Raw genomic sequence first — 13,998 nt, 5'->3', positions numbered from 1 at the left:
CTCACCCCTCCGTGCCGGACAGCGGGACGCGCAGCGCGCTGTGCCCGCCCCGCCACGAGTCGAGGAGCCGGGCGCCGAGGCGGTCCTCCAGGAAGCCGGTGGCGCGGACCCCGAAGGCGACGTCGGCTTCGAGATCCGGCTCCGCGGCCAGGAGACCGCCGACGACGTCGCGGCGCACCACCTGCTCGTGCACGGCGTCCGCCTCCACGTGTTCGTCGTAGAACCGCTGCGCGGCCGGGCCCGCGCCCGCCCGGCGCAGCGCCGCCGCCAGCCGTCGCGAGCCGGGCGACGACGTCACCTCGACCCAGGCGAAGTGCCCGACCAGCGCCCCGCGGTGGGCGCGGTGCAGGCCGAACAGGGACATGAGGTTCACGGTCGCGAGGGCGTCGGCGGGGGCGGCGTCCACATAGTGGCCGTAGGACGTCTCCAGGCCGAGGTCGGCCATGAGCTCGGCGAAGAGCCTGGCGTGGATGTCGTCGGCGCGGCCCGCGCCGAACTCGTCGAACTCGACGGCCACCATCGCCGCCTTGGCCCGGCCGTGCAGCCGGGGGATGACCCAGGCGTGCGGGTCGGCTTCCTTCAGGTGGTACAGGGAGCGCAGCGCCGCGTACTCCCTCAGCTGCCAGAGCTCGCCGTTCCGCTGGAGGTGGTGGCTGACGCTCGCCTCGTCGTGCCCGACCGGTTCCACCAGGAGCTCGGACAGGGCCGCTTCCGCGTCGTCGCCCGGGGGCACGTCGGCGCGCAGGGCGTCCAGGAAGCGCCGCTCCATCGCGCGGCGCAGGGTCAGCAGGGCGGGGTCCCACTCCCACTCGTCGGTGACTTCCGCGAACCCCTGGTAGTGGAGCTCGTAGAGGACGTAGAGGGCGAGCTGGAGATCGTCCCCGTACGGGTCCGCGCGCTCGGCGTCCCGCGGGGAGGGGACCGGGCCGCCGTTCCGCAGGGCGGCGAGCACGCCGCGGGACAGCTCGCCGCGGGCGGACGGCAGCTCGGGGCTGCGGTACCGCGATTCGGCGTGGGGCGGAACGGTGGGGCGCAGTTCGGCGGGGGCGGTCATGACGAGGTCTCCGGCTCCTCGGTGTCGGGCGCGGACGGCTTGTCCGCCTTGTCCGCGTGCTGCTTCACCCGTCGGCGGTGGCTCGTGTCGCACCACGGGTACGTACGGCTGCGGCGGCAGGTGCAGATCGCGACCGTGAACCGCCGCGAGACGGAGACGGTCCCGTCGTCACCCACCACCTCGACCGGCCCTTCCACCAGGAGCGGCCCGTCGCGGTCGACCGTGACGCGGCGAGGTCGGTCAGCGGCGTTCGGCACGGATCACCACCAGCTCCTCGCAGGTCTCGTCCTCCCCGAGGAGGTTGCGGCGGCGCAGCCACGCCTCGCGGGCGCGCATCACGGGCCCGAAGGGAATGAACTCCCGCTCCACGACGGCGGGTTCCATGCCCCGGTTCGCGAGCCGCTCCAGCGAGGCGTCCACGTCGCAGAGCGCGGAGTGCACCATCAGCAGGACGCCGCCGACCCGCAGCGCGTCGGGAGCGGCGTCACAGACGCGGTCCACGACGGCGCGGCCGGCCGGTCCGCCGTCCCACGCGCGGGCCGGGCCGCGCCGGGGGAGCAGGGGTGAGGGAGAGGGGACGTAGGGCGGATTGCTGACCACGACGTCGTACGGTCCGGCCGGCACCCCGGCGGTCATGTCGCCGCGGCGCACGGTGACCGACTGCCTGGACAGGCGTGCGTTGAGCCAGGTGGACAGCACCGCGCGCCAGGAGATGTCGAGGGCCGTCACCCGCGCGCCCTGCCGGGCCGCCGTCACGGCGAGCGCCCCGGAGCCGGTTCCCAGGTCCAGTACGGAAGTGCCCTCACCGATGCGCTCGCGGTACAGGGCGCGGGCCAGCATCTCGGTGTCGTGCTGCGGTGCGTAGACGCCGGGCAGAGCGACCAGACGCCCGGGACGTGCCGGGCGTGTCGGGCGTGCCGGAATCGGGATGGGCGACCGAGTGTGCGTGGTCATGTGGCATCTCCCGTCTGTGGGAACTGCACTAGAGGCTCCTCCTCCCACACTCCGCTCGTTCGTCACCTGCCACCACCCGAAAAGTGACGCGTAGTGATTTCCGGTGACTTATCGCGAACAGTGTGGATTTGCTGCCTGCTTGGTCCTGACACTGGGTGCCCCGGGCGCGGTGATCCACACCTGATCCCTGCGCGACCCACACGGGAGGAGGCTGTCGGCCGTACGCGCTCAGTCGGCCGTCGTGTACCTGTGCCGCGCCCACGCGGGCAGCACGAACCAGCACAGCAGGTACCAGGCGACGACACCGGCCACGAGCCAGGGCACCACGGAGTCGTGGGTGGCGACCCGGAGGATGAGGAGGAGTGCCGTCGTCAGTGTGCAGAGGAGGAGGATCAGGCCGACGAAGGTCAGCCGGGACGCCCACACCACCGCCTGCGGTTTGATCTTCCGGCCCGAGACGACGCGGTGGAACGAGACCGGCCCGATGAGGGCGCCCGTCGTCGCCGAGCCGAGCAGCACCGTCACGATGTAGATCGTCCGGTCGGTGTCGCTCAACTCCGTGAACCGCGGCGTGAAGACGACCGTCAGCAGGAAGCCGAACAGGATCTGCACACCGGTCTGCGCCACCCGCACTTCCTGGATGAGTTCGGTCCAGCGGCGGTCGGCGCGCTCGCTCTCGGTCTCGCGGCGGCCGTCGTCGCGGGTCTCCGGTCCGGGCCGCCCCGCGGCCTTGCTGTTCGACGTGTCCACATCACCGAGTCTGACCATGAACCGCCGGATCGACAAACGGAAGCACTCATGTTGATTCGAGTCGGTTCACGGGGGCAGGCGGGACGTCGAGCAACCGTTGTACCCGACCCGAGGAGGCACCCCGTGCTGCTGGCGCACCCCGTCGTACTGGAAGACCTGCTGGAGCGCTACAAGGCCCTGGCCGTGCTCCGCGCCGACCAGGGAAGTGCCGAGAGCCGGCAGGCGTACGAGGACATCGCGTACAGCCTGTGCCTGGCCACCGGCACCAGCGACGTCGACGCCGCGGTCGTCGCGGCGGGCCACCGGCTGCCGGGCGCCAGGACCATGGACGACTCGCTGCTGTCGGCGTGAGGGTCACCGACCCGGGGTGCCCGCGGGCACCCCGGGCCTCCTTGGTTCATTCCGTGGCGCCGTACCAGACCGTCGTGGCGTTGCAGAACTCGCGGATGCCGTGGCCCGACAGCTCCCGTCCGTAGCCGGAGCGTTTGATGCCGCCGAAGGGCAGTCCGGGGTGGGAGGCGGTCATGCCGTTGAAGAAGACGCCGCCCGCCTGGAGATCGCGCACGCACCGCGCGATGTCGGCGTCGTCGCGGGTCCACACGTTCGAACTCAGGCCGAACGGCGTGTCGTTGGCCAGTGCCACCGCCTCGTCCAGGTCCGCGACGCGGTAGAGCGTGGCCACGGGCCCGAACGTCTCCTCCCGGTGGATCCGCATCTCCGGAGTGACGTCCGCCAGGACGGTCGGCAAGTAGTACCAGCCCCGCTCCTGTTCCTTGGGCCGTTCGCCGCCGCACAGCGCGGTCGCGCCCCGGCTCAGCGCGTCCTCGACGAGCTCCTCCAGGTCCGCGCGGCCCTGCTCGCTCGACAGCGGGCCCACATCGGTGTCCTCGTCCATCGGGTCGCCCACGGTCAACTCCCGCATGCCGGCGACGAAGTGGTCGCGGAAGGCGTCGTAGACGTCGGCGTGCACGATGAAGCGCTTGGCGGCGATGCAGGACTGGCCGTTGTTCTGGACCCGGGCGGTCACCGCGGTCGCGGCGGCCCGCTCGATGTCGGCGCTTGGCAGCACCAGATACGGGTCGCTGCCGCCCAGTTCCAGCACCGTCTTCTTGATCTCGTCGCCCGCCACGGACGCCACCGAGCGTCCTGCGGGCTCGCTGCCGGTGAGCGTCGCCGCGGCCACTCGCCGGTCGCGCAGGATGTCCTCGACCTCGCCCGAGCCGATCAGCAGCGTCTGGAAGCAGCCTTCCGGATAGCCGGCGCGGCGGAAGAGGTCCTGGAGGTAGAGGGCGGTCCTCGGCACATTCGAGGCGTGCTTGAGCAGGGCGACGTTGCCCGCCATGAGGGCGGGGGCGGCGAAGCGGATGACCTGCCAGAGCGGGAAGTTCCACGGCATCACGGCGAGGACGACGCCTAGGGGGCGGTAGTGGACGACCGCGCGGGACGCGCCGGAGTCGGACACGTCGTCCTGCGCGGGCTCTTCGTCCGCGAGCAGCTCTTCGGCGTGCTCCGCGTACCAGCGCATGGCCTTGACGCACTTCGCGGCCTCCGCCCGCGCGGCCTTCACCGGTTTGCCCATCTCGGTCGTCATGGTGCGGGCGACGTCCGCGGCGTCCTCCTCAAGGAGGTCGGCGGCGCGGTTGAGCAGCCGCGCGCGCTCGGCGAAGCCGGTGGTGCGGTGGTGGGCGTACGCGGATTCCGCCGCCGCGAGGCGTTCCTGTACCTCGTCGGCGGACAGTGGCTCGAAGGTTTCGAGGGTCTCACCGGTGGCCGGGTCGACCGTGGCGATGGGCATGCGGTTCCTCCTCGGGGTGCCCGGGGCCCGGCGGGGCCGGGGCGGTGTGGCTCCGAGCGGCGACGCGGCCCCGGAATGTCCACCGTAGGGCGACCCGCGTGCGGCGGCATGCCGGAGAGGGCCGCCCGGCGCCGTGGGGCGGCTGCCCGCCCCACGGCGAGGTGATCGTTCGGTACGGCGGACCGGTCAGTCCGGCCAGTTCTGATGACTGGATGATCCGGTCAGTCCGTGGAGAGGGCCTCCAGGAGCTGACCCGCCTTGGGGTCGGTCAGCGCGCGGGCGGCGTCGGCGAGCGCGACCATGCCCACCAGGGAACGCCCGTCGATCACGGGGAGCCGGCGCACCTTGTGCGAGGTCATGGTCGCGAAGACCTCGTCGACGCTGTCGTCCGCGCCGATGGTGACGGCCTCGGCCTGCGCGAGCTCCTTCACGAGGACCTTCGAGGGGTCCTTGCCCTTGCCCAGGACCTTGACCACGATGTCCCGGTCGGTGATGACGCCCTTGAGGCGGTTGTCGGTCCCGCAGATGGGAAGGGCGCCGACACCCAGCTCGGTGATCTTGGTGGCCGCCTGGAGCACGGTCTCCTCGGCTCCGGCGCACTCTGCGCCCGGCGTCATGATCTCGCGTGCGGTGGTCATGTGGATCTCCTTGCCGGTCGGCGAAATGTTCGGCCTCGTCGTCCATGGGGTGGACCGGGCCGCTGTCGCCGACCGGGTGCCCAGTGTGCGAGGGGGTAACACCCGGTCCGGGCAGAGCTTTCGGCCGCTCAGAGACCGAGGCCGGTGAGGCCGGGGTGGTCGTCGGGGCGGCGGCCGAGCGGCCAGTGGTACAGGCGGTCGGATTCCCGGATGGGCAGGTCGTTGATGCAGGCGTGGCGGGTGTGCATCAGGCCGCTGTCGTCGAACTCCCAGTTCTCGTTGCCGTACGAGCGGAACCAGTGGCCGGAGTCGTCCCGCCATTCGTAGGCGAAGCGCACGGCGATGCGGTGGCCGTCGTGCGCCCACAGTTCCTTGATGAGCCGGTAGTCGAGCTCGCGGGCCCACTTGCGGGACAGGAAGCCGGCGATGGCCTCGCGGCCCGCGACGAACTCCGCGCGGTTGCGCCAGCGGGAGTTCTCGCTGTAGGCGAGGGCCACCTTCTCGGGGTCGCGGCTGTTCCAGCCGTCCTCGGCGAGGCGCACCTTCTCGATGGCGGTCTTCCGGGTGAAGGGTGGGACAGGGGGGCGGGCAGCAGTGGCCATGGGGTGCTCCTGGAGGGCTCGACACGGGGACGCACGGAGGGAAAACGCTCGTTCTCCCTCGTCGTGGCGCCACGATAGGAGAACGCTCGTTCTCCCGCAATGGTGCGGGGTGGTGACAGGCCGTAGTAGCCTCGGAGAACGTACGTTCTCGGCCGGGCGGTCAGGAGTGGGGGAGCCCGATGGATCAATGGGGGAGCCCGATGGATCAAGTGGAGGCGGAGGGCAGGCTCCTCGACGCCGCCGAAGCGCTGTTCTACGAGCGCGGCATCCAGACGGTCGGCATGGACCAGATCCGCGCCGCCTCGGGCATCTCCCTCAAGCGGCTCTACCGGATCTTCCCGTCCAAGTCCGAGCTGGTCCTGGCCTGCCTGGAGCGCCGCGACCGTCGCTGGCGCGAGCGCCTCGCCGCGTATGTGGCGCGAAAGGCGGACGGCGAGGAGCGGGTCCTCGCCGTCTACGACTGGCTGTACGAGTGGTTCGCCGAGCCGGGCTTCCGGGGCTGCGCCTTCATCAACTCGTACGGGGAACTCGGCGCGGTCGACCCGGCGGTGGCCGGCGCCGTCCGGGCTCACAAGGATGCCTTCGCCGCGTACCTGGCCGCTCTCGTGGCGGACGCGGGTGCCCCGCGCGACCTGGTCGGTCCGCTGGTCCTGCTCGCCGAAGGGGCCATGACGGCGGCCGCGATCTCCGGCTCGCCCGACCCGGCCCGCCAGGCGCGCGGCGGCGCGGCGCGGCTGCTTGCCTCGGTGTGACGGGGCGGGCGGGCCCGTGTGCCGGGCCCGCCCGCGGGGTATCAGCAGCTCAGGTTCGAGCCCGGGGTGGTGCCGAGGATCTGCGTGAAGGCCTTGTAGCGGTCGATGCGGCTCTGGACCTGGGCAGGGTTGCCGCCGTTGCACTCCAGGGTGCCGTTGATGGCGCGGATGGTCTCGCCGAAGCCCGCGCCGTTGACCATGGCGTTGTGCGGGGTCATCTTGCCGGGGCCGCTCTGGGTGTTCCAGTACCAGAGGCCCGTCTGCCAGGCGATGGCCGGGTTCTGCTCGACCAAATAGGGGTTGTTGAGCAGGTCGATGCCGAGCGCGTCACCCGCGGCCTTGTAGTTGAAGTTCCAGCTCAGCTGGATCGGGCCGCGGCCGTAGTAGGCGGCCTGTCCTGCCGGGCAGCCGTAGGGCTGGGTCTTGTCGCAGTAGTGCGGGTAGTTGTTCTGGTTCTGCTCGACCACGTACTTCAGGCCGCCCGTCTCGTGGCTGACGTTGGCGAGGAACGCCGCCGCCTCCTGGCGCTTGACGGTGTCGCTGCCGGTCTTCGCGAAGGCCGGGTAGGACTTGAGCGCGTCGGTCAGGCCCTTGTACGTGTAGAACGAGTTCCGGCTCGGGAACATCTGGTTGAACTGGGCCTCGCTGACGACGAAGCCGGACGGGTCGGGGTTGCCCGGGTCCGTCCCGCCGCCGCAGGTGCCCTGGTCGGCCCAGACGTCGGAGCGGCCCGGGGTCTCGTTCTGGGTCCACCACTTGGCGGTCCAGTTGTGTCCGTTGTACGAGGCCGACTTGCCGCCCGTGTAGACGGACGAGGAGCTCCAGGGTGCGGCGCACTCGGCGGCGGACGCCGTGGTGGCGGCCGGGCCCAGGACGATCAGCGCGCCGAGCGCGGCGAGCGCGGCCGCGAAGCTGGTGAAGCGTCGGATCATGCCAACTCTCCTTACGGGCGGCGCGGTTTGCGGGGGGCCGCGCCTCCAGGGGGTCTCGCGAACTCAAGCGAAAATGGTCTGGACCTGTCAAGGTCTAGACCAGCCCTGGAAGGTAAAGCCTCGTTCGGTGCCCCCATTCGTGCCTCGTTTGACAGTCGAAACATGGGATGTTCCCATGTCTGAGAAGCGCGAGAAACATGGGATGTTCCCATGCCTTGAGTTGTGAGAGAAGGTGCCGACGGATGCCGTTGCGCAGCGCCGCCCGGACGAGCCTCGTCGACCTCGTCATCGCCCAGATGGAGAGCCTCATCGCCGACGGCGAGTGGCGGGTGGGCGAGAAGATCCCGGCCGAGCCGCTGCTCGTGGAGCAGCTCGCCGTGGGGCGCAACACCGTCCGGGAGGCGGTCCGCGCACTCGTGCACACCGGCATGCTGGAGCCCCGGCAGGGCGACGGCACGTACGTCCGGGCGAACAGCGACTTCGGCGCGGCCGTGCAGCGCAGGGTGCGCAGGGCCGGCGTCCTTGAGGCGTACGAAGTCCGCGCCAGCCTGGAGCGGGACGCCGCCCGGTACGCGGCGGAGCGCCGCACGGACGAGGACCTCGCGACGCTGCGGGCCGCTCTCGCCGAGCGCAACCTGGCGTGGGAGAGCGGGAACACGGCCGCGTTCGTCGACGCGGACATGGCCTTTCACCGGACGGTCGCCGACGCGGCGCACAACAGTGTCCTCGCCGAGCTGTACGGCCACCTCAGCGAGGCCCTGCGCTCCACGGTGCAGTCCGTCATCGGCGCACCCGTCCCGGACGCGGTGCGCCACCAGCTCGCGGGCCACGAGGCGATCGTCGACGCCATCGAGGCGCGCGACCCCGAGGCCGCGGAGGCCGCGGTGCTGGCGCATCTCGCCGAGGGCATGGCCGCACTGCGCGAACACCCGCCCGGCACCCCCGACACCGCGCCGGACGCCACCCCCGGCACCGTCCCTGACACCGCCTTCGGCGCCGACGAGAACGAACCAGGAGCAGCAGATGAGTGAGGCAGCACCGGAAGCCGCATGCGCGGAAGTCGCGCCCGCCGGCACCAGAACGGCCTCACCCGGCGCCGCGGCCTCGCCGAACCCCCCAACACCCCCGATATCCCGACGCGGCGCCCTCTACCTCGCCCTCGGGGTCGTGCTTCTTGCTCTCAATCTTCGGCCCGCCCTTGTCGCCGTGTCCCCGCTCGCCGATACCATCCGCGACGACAGCGGCATGTCGGCCGCCGCGACCAGTCTGCTCACCGCGCTGCCGCTGCTCTGCTTCGGGCTGCTCGCGCCCGTCGCGCCGCGGCTCGGCCGAAGCCTCGGCATGGAGCGGTCGCTGCTCGGCACGATGGTGCTGATCTGTGCGGGCACGGCACTGCGCATGCTCGACTCGGTCGTCGCGCTCTTCGCGGGCACCGTCGTCATCGGCGCGGGCATCGCCGTCGCCAACGTCCTGCTGCCCGGTCTCATCAAGCGTGACTTCCCCGCGAGGGCGGGCCTGATGACCGGCCTGTACTCGATGTCGCTGTTCGGCGGCGCGGCGCTCGCGGCCGGTGTGACGCTGCCCGTGCAGCAGGCGAGCGGCATGAACTGGCGGACGACGCTCGCCTGTTGGGGTGCGCTCGCGGTGGTGGCGCTGCTCGTGTGGCTGCCGCAGATCCGGTCGCGTACGCGGGTGGGCGCGGCCGCGGCACGGCAGGCCGCGCATCCCGTACGCGGCCTGTGGCGCTCCCCGCTGGCCTGGCAGGTCACCGCGTACATGGGCCTGCAGTCCCTCAACTACTACGCGGCCGCCGCCTGGCTGCCGACGGTCTTCCAGGACGCGGGGATGGACGCGGGCGACGCCGGCTGGATGCTCTCCTTCTCCTCGCTGCTCGGCATCGCGGGCTCCTTCCTGGCCCCGGTGATCGTCGGCCGCAGGCTGCGCTCGGGCACCCTCGCCGCGCTCGGCGCCGTCCTGTGCGCGCTCGGCTTCGCCGGACTGCTCGCCGCGCCGGTCGGCGGCGCCTATCTGTGGATGACGCTGCTCGGCCTCGGGCAGGGCGCGGCCATCAGCCTGGCGCTGCTCTTCATCGTGCAGCGGGCGCCCGACGCCCGGCACGCGGCGCAACTCTCCAGCATGTCGCAGTGTTTCGGGTACATCCTCGCCGCCACCGGACCGACCCTCCTGGGCGCCGTCCACGACGTCTCGCACAGCTGGACCGTGCCGCTCGTCCTCCTGCTCGTCCTGCTGGTGCCTCAGGTCGTGGCCGGGCTCGGCGCCGCACGCGACCGGCACGTGGCGGGCATCGGCTGACGCCGGGTCGGGCAGGATGCATCCGGTGCGGTCCTCCACGGCCCGCCGTGTCGGATCGAGAAGGGTGCAGCGATGACGGATTCGGCCCCCGGGCGGCTCTCGGTGTCACGGGCGACGCTCGACGACTGGCGAGTGGTGACGGGCTGGGCGGCGGACGAGGGCTGGAACCCCGGCCTCGGCGACGCCCCCTCGTTCTTCGCGCAGGACCCCGACGGGTTCTTCCTGGGCCGCCTCGACGGCGAACCCGTCTCCGCGATCTCCGTGGTCAACTACGGGGACAGTTACGCCTTCCTGGGCTTCTACCTCGTCCGCCCCGACCGGCGAGGCCGCGGCTTCGGCCTCGCCACCTGGCGGACGGGGCTCGCACACGCCGAGGGCAGGATCGTCGGCCTGGACGGCGTCCCTGCCCAGCAGGACAACTACCGCCGCTCCGGCTTCGAGCGGCGGCACGGCACGCTGCGCTACCTCGGCCCGCTGCCCGCGGCCGGCGCACCCGACCGGCATGTGCGCCCCGTCGAGGCGGCGGGCCTGCGGGCGCTCCTGGCGTACGACAGCGCATGTCTGCCCGCCGACCGGCCGCGCTTCCTGGAGTCCTGGCTCGCCGCCCCGGGCCACCGGGCGCTCGCCCGCATCGTCGACGGCCGACTGACCGGGTACGGAGTGCTCCGCCCCGGCCGTGACGCCCCGCGCGTCGGTCCGCTGTTCGCCGACACCCGCGCCGACGCCGAGGCGCTCCTGGACGCGCTGGCCGCGGAGACGGACGGCGCGCCCGTCGCGATGGACGTGCCCGAGACCAACCCGGAGGCGGTGGCGCTCGCCGAGGCGCGCGGCATGAAGCCCACCTTCGACACCGCCCGCATGTACACGGGACCGATACGGGAGTACGCGGAGCGCCGGGTCTTCGGCGTCACCTCGCTGGAACTCGGCTAGGTGAAAGCGGCGGTCGAGCCTTGACCTCAAGTTTAGTTGAGGTCATAACCTTCCAGCATGAGCATGGAAACGACCGCGTGGACGCAGATGTACAGCGTCATGAACGCGCAGCAGGACCGCCGCCCCTTCGCCCGAGCCACGCTGCGCCGCATCGGCGCCTTCGCGCGGCCCCACCGCCGACGCATCTGGCAGTTCGTGCTGCTGAGCGTCCTCACCGCACTGCTCGCCGTGGCAACTCCCGTCCTCGCCGGGCATGTTGTCACGGCGATCGTGAAGGGCTCCGAATCCTCGACCGTCGTGCGGTACGCCGTGCTCATCGCCGTCATCGCGCTCGCCGAGGCCGGCCTCGGACTCCTGAGCCGCTGGCTGTCGGCGAACCTCGGCGAAGGCCTCATCCTCGATCTGCGGACCGCCGTCTTCGACCACGTACAGCGGATGCCCGTCGCCTTCTTCACCCGCACCCGCACGGGCGCGCTGGTCAGCCGCCTCAACAACGACGTGGTCGGCGCGCAGCGGGCGTTCAGCAACACGCTGTCCGGCGTCGTCGGGAACGTCGTCACGCTGCTCCTGACCCTCGTCGTCATGCTGACGCTCTCCTGGCAGATCACCCTCCTCGCGCTGGTGCTGCTGCCCGTCTTCGTCGTGCCCGCGCGCCGCATGGGCTCACGCATGGCCAGGCTGCAGCGCGAGGCCGCGCACCACAACGCCGCCATGGGCACCCGCATGACCGAGCGCTTCTCGGCACCCGGCGCCACCCTCATCAAGCTCTTCGGCCGGCCCGCCGACGAGTCCGCGGAGTTCGCCGCGCGGGCCCGCCGGGTGCGGGACATCGGCGTACGGACCGCGATGGCGCAGTCCGCGTTCATCACCGCGCTCACCCTGGTGTCGGCCCTCGCGCTGGCGCTCGTCTACGGCCTCGGCGGGTACTTCGCGCTGGAAGGGACCCTCGCGGCGGGCGACGTCGTCGCGCTGGCCCTGCTGCTCACCCGGCTCTACGCACCGCTGACCTCGCTGGCGGGAGCGCGCGTCGAGGTGATGAGCGCCCTCGTCAGCTTCGAACGGGTCTTCGAGGTGCTCGACCTGAAGCCGCTCATCGAGGAGAAGGAGAAGCCGGTGCCGGTGCCCGACGGGCCCGTCGCCATCGAGTTCGACAACGTCCGGTTCGGCTACCCCTCCGCCGACAAGGTCTCCCTCGCCTCCCTCGAAGAGGTCGCATCCCTCGACACGCGCGGCGGCGACGAAGTCCTGCACGGACTGTCCTTCCGCGCCGAGCCCGGCCAGACCATCGCGCTCGTCGGCTCCTCCGGAGCGGGCAAGTCGACCATCGCGCAGCTGCTGCCGCGCCTCTACGACACCGACGAGGGCACCGTCCGGATCGGGGGCGTCGACGTGCGGGACCTGTCCGCCGACTCGATGCGGGCCACCCTCGGCATGGTGACGCAGGACGGTCACCTCTTCCACGAGTCCGTCCGCGACAACCTGCTCCTCGCCCGGCCCGGCGCGAGCGAGGACGAGCTGTGGGACGTCCTGCGGCGGGCCCGCCTCGAAGACCTCGTCCGCTCGCTGCCCGACGGCCTGGACACCGTGGTCGGCGAGCGCGGATACCGCCTCTCCGGCGGCGAACGGCAGCGGATGACCATCGCGCGGCTGCTCCTCGCCGGGCAGCGCGTCGTCATCCTCGACGAGGCGACGGCCCACCTGGACAACACCTCGGAAGCCGCCGTGCAGGAGGCGCTGGCCGAGGCGCTCGAAGGCCGTACCGCCGTGGTGATCGCGCACCGGCTGTCCACCGTGCGGTCCGCCGACCAGATCCTCGTCGTCGAGGCGGGACAGATCGTCGAACGCGGGACGCACGACGAACTCCTGGCCGTCGAGGGGCGGTACGCGGAGTTGTACCGGACCCAGTTCGCCAAGGGCACGGAGCCGGCGGACCCTGCGGATCCGGCGGAGGTCGTGACAGCGGCCTGAGAGGTGCGACGGCCCGTGTCCATTCGTCCACCAGGAGTTCATCGGTTCACCACCAACCACACGCGCACCCGTGAGAGAAACCCTCCATGTGCGACGACGAGTTGATACCACCGGGCGCGGATCTGACGGAGGACCAGTGGCTGCGGGCCGATCCGGCGCTCGCCGAAGGGCCGGTGGGGGAGCGGGTCAGGCAGCTGCGGGCGCCGCGCCGCCGGACCGTGCTGGGCGGTGTGGTGGCGGGCGCGGCGGCGCTGACCGTGCTGCCGGGCGGGGCGCAGACCCCCGCCGCGGCGGCCTCCCGCACCGGCAAGTTCCCCTTTCCGGCGTCTCCGAACAGGTCGGGGGAGTACGCGGTGCTCCTCACCGGTGACGCAGGCACCGGCGAGGAGGCCCAGCACGCGGTGGCCGCCGCCGCCCGCGAGGTGTGCCGCGCCGAGGGCATCGGCCTCGCGGTCGGCCTCGGCGACAACATCTACGAGAACGGCCCGGAGTCCGCCGACGACTCGGAGTTCCGCACCAAGTTCGAGGAGCCCAACTCCGGTGTGGACATGCCGTGGCTGATGGTCCTCGGCAACCACGACTGCTCCGGCCTGATACCGGGCAGCGGCGGCGACCCGTCACGCGGCGACCGGGAGGTCGCCTACGCCCAGGGATCGCCCCGCTGGTACATGCCGAGCCGCTACTACAACGTCGCGCTGCCCGCCACGGCCGGGAACGACCCGGTGGTCGAGTTCTTCGCCATCGACACCAACCCCGTCTCGTCCTACGTCGCCCAGCTCGACCCGCACTACCGGTGGAACGGCCCCTACATGCGCGCGCAGCGCGAGTGGCTTTACAGCGCGCTCAAGGCGTCGCGGGCACGCTGGAAGATCGTGCTCGGCCACCACCCGTACCTGAACAACGGCAAGCACGGGAGCGCCGGCTCGTACGACGGTTTCGTGATCGGCCACTACACCAGCGGCATCCACCTCAAGGAGCTGTACGAGGAAGTGGTGTGCGGGCGCGCCGACCTGATCCTGTCCGGGCACGACCACACGCTGCAGATCCTGGAGCCCACCGCCCGCACCGGCGGCACCCGGCAGATCGTCTGCGGCGCCGCCGGGAAGGCCGGCGACGGAAGGGCCCATTTCAATCATCCGTCGGCCTGGCAGAACTTCTCCGAGCACGGCTTCATGGTGCTGAAGGTGTCCGAGCGAGCGATGACCGTCGAGGCGTACACGGTCGACGTCGCCACACGCCGGGCCCGCCTCGCCCACCGTATGCGGACAGCCACGCCCGTGCAGTGACGTCGCAAAAGGGCGATTTAAGCT

15 protein-coding genes are annotated in these 13,998 nt (G+C 71.7%); 7 read left to right on the top strand and 8 right to left on the bottom strand.

Annotation, left to right across the window (positions count from 1 at the left end; translation table 11 throughout):
* Window position 1: 1 nt before the first annotated feature.
* From AB0H82_RS06645 to AB0H82_RS06630, 4 genes are all read right to left on the bottom strand, one after another.
* Window positions 2–1,054 carry an iron-containing redox enzyme family protein gene (locus AB0H82_RS06645; protein WP_362989521.1) on the bottom strand — a complete coding sequence of 351 codons (1,053 nt, stop codon included), beginning with the start codon at window positions 1,052–1,054 and terminating at the stop codon, window positions 2–4.
* Window positions 1,051–1,311, bottom strand: coding sequence for a CDGSH iron-sulfur domain-containing protein (locus AB0H82_RS06640; protein WP_362989519.1), 261 nt, complete (start codon window positions 1,309–1,311; stop codon window positions 1,051–1,053). The genes AB0H82_RS06645 and AB0H82_RS06640 overlap by 4 nt, the downstream gene beginning before the upstream one ends.
* On the bottom strand, window positions 1,295–2,008 hold the full coding sequence (locus AB0H82_RS06635; protein ID WP_362989517.1) for a HemK2/MTQ2 family protein methyltransferase: 714 nt from the start codon (window positions 2,006–2,008) through the stop codon (window positions 1,295–1,297). Before AB0H82_RS06635 ends, AB0H82_RS06640 begins: the two co-directional genes overlap by 17 nt.
* A gap of 228 nt (window positions 2,009–2,236) precedes the next feature.
* Window positions 2,237–2,758, bottom strand: a complete 522-nt coding sequence (locus AB0H82_RS06630) for a DUF6328 family protein (protein WP_362989515.1) — start codon at window positions 2,756–2,758, stop codon at window positions 2,237–2,239.
* Window positions 2,759–2,881: 123 nt separating this feature from the next.
* On the opposite strand from AB0H82_RS06630, the gene AB0H82_RS06625 reads away from it, so the two are divergent.
* A complete protein-coding gene (locus AB0H82_RS06625) occupies window positions 2,882–3,109 on the top strand; it encodes a DUF5133 domain-containing protein (protein WP_362989513.1) in 228 nt (75 codons plus the stop codon).
* 46 nt (window positions 3,110–3,155) lie between these two features.
* On the opposite strand, the gene AB0H82_RS06620 is transcribed toward AB0H82_RS06625, so the two are convergent.
* The 3 genes from AB0H82_RS06620 to AB0H82_RS06610 all read right to left on the bottom strand — a co-directional run bounded on the left by AB0H82_RS06620 (window position 3,156) and on the right by AB0H82_RS06610 (window position 5,793).
* Entirely contained in the window at window positions 3,156–4,553 is a 1,398-nt protein-coding gene (locus AB0H82_RS06620; protein WP_362989511.1) for an NADP-dependent succinic semialdehyde dehydrogenase, read from the bottom strand.
* A gap of 221 nt (window positions 4,554–4,774) precedes the next feature.
* The gene (locus AB0H82_RS06615; RefSeq protein WP_362989509.1) at window positions 4,775–5,191 is read right to left on the bottom strand and encodes a CBS domain-containing protein; all 417 of its coding nucleotides are present in this window, start codon (window positions 5,189–5,191) and stop codon (window positions 4,775–4,777) included.
* A 128-nt stretch (window positions 5,192–5,319) separates the two neighbouring features.
* Window positions 5,320–5,793 carry a nuclear transport factor 2 family protein gene (locus tag AB0H82_RS06610; RefSeq protein ID WP_362989507.1) on the bottom strand — a complete coding sequence of 158 codons (474 nt, stop codon included), beginning with the start codon at window positions 5,791–5,793 and terminating at the stop codon, window positions 5,320–5,322.
* 200 nt (window positions 5,794–5,993) lie between these two features.
* On the opposite strand from AB0H82_RS06610, the gene AB0H82_RS06605 reads away from it, so the two are divergent.
* Window positions 5,994–6,545: a TetR/AcrR family transcriptional regulator gene (locus tag AB0H82_RS06605; protein ID WP_362989505.1), complete on the top strand. Its 552-nt coding sequence runs from the start codon at window positions 5,994–5,996 to the stop codon at window positions 6,543–6,545.
* Window positions 6,546–6,586: 41 nt separating this feature from the next.
* On the opposite strand, the gene AB0H82_RS06600 is transcribed toward AB0H82_RS06605, so the two are convergent.
* Entirely contained in the window at window positions 6,587–7,477 is an 891-nt protein-coding gene (locus AB0H82_RS06600; RefSeq protein WP_362989503.1) for a glycoside hydrolase family 19 protein, read from the bottom strand.
* 242 nt (window positions 7,478–7,719) lie between these two features.
* Here AB0H82_RS06600 and AB0H82_RS06595 point away from each other — a divergent pair, with 242 nt between their 5' ends.
* The 5 genes from AB0H82_RS06595 to AB0H82_RS06575 all read left to right on the top strand — a co-directional run bounded on the left by AB0H82_RS06595 (window position 7,720) and on the right by AB0H82_RS06575 (window position 13,974).
* Window positions 7,720–8,508, top strand: coding sequence for a FadR/GntR family transcriptional regulator (locus AB0H82_RS06595; protein WP_362989501.1), 789 nt, complete (start codon window positions 7,720–7,722; stop codon window positions 8,506–8,508).
* On the top strand, window positions 8,501–9,790 hold the full coding sequence (locus AB0H82_RS06590; RefSeq protein ID WP_362989499.1) for an MFS transporter: 1,290 nt from the start codon (window positions 8,501–8,503) through the stop codon (window positions 9,788–9,790). Before AB0H82_RS06595 ends, AB0H82_RS06590 begins: the two co-directional genes overlap by 8 nt.
* Window positions 9,791–9,862: 72 nt before the next feature.
* A complete protein-coding gene (locus AB0H82_RS06585) occupies window positions 9,863–10,720 on the top strand; it encodes a GNAT family N-acetyltransferase (RefSeq protein ID WP_362989497.1) in 858 nt (285 codons plus the stop codon).
* Window positions 10,721–10,777: 57 nt separating this feature from the next.
* Window positions 10,778–12,688, top strand: a complete 1,911-nt coding sequence (locus AB0H82_RS06580) for an ABC transporter ATP-binding protein (protein WP_362989495.1) — start codon at window positions 10,778–10,780, stop codon at window positions 12,686–12,688.
* Between the two features lie 86 nt (window positions 12,689–12,774).
* On the top strand, window positions 12,775–13,974 hold the full coding sequence (locus AB0H82_RS06575) for a metallophosphoesterase (protein ID WP_362989493.1): 1,200 nt from the start codon (window positions 12,775–12,777) through the stop codon (window positions 13,972–13,974).
* Window positions 13,975–13,998: the final 24 nt, after the last annotated feature.

Source organism: Streptomyces sp. NPDC050732 (genome assembly GCF_040654255.1).
In the GTDB taxonomy this organism is placed as follows: domain Bacteria; phylum Actinomycetota; class Actinomycetes; order Streptomycetales; family Streptomycetaceae; genus Streptomyces.
This window is presented reverse-complemented; position numbering and strand designations above follow the sequence as displayed.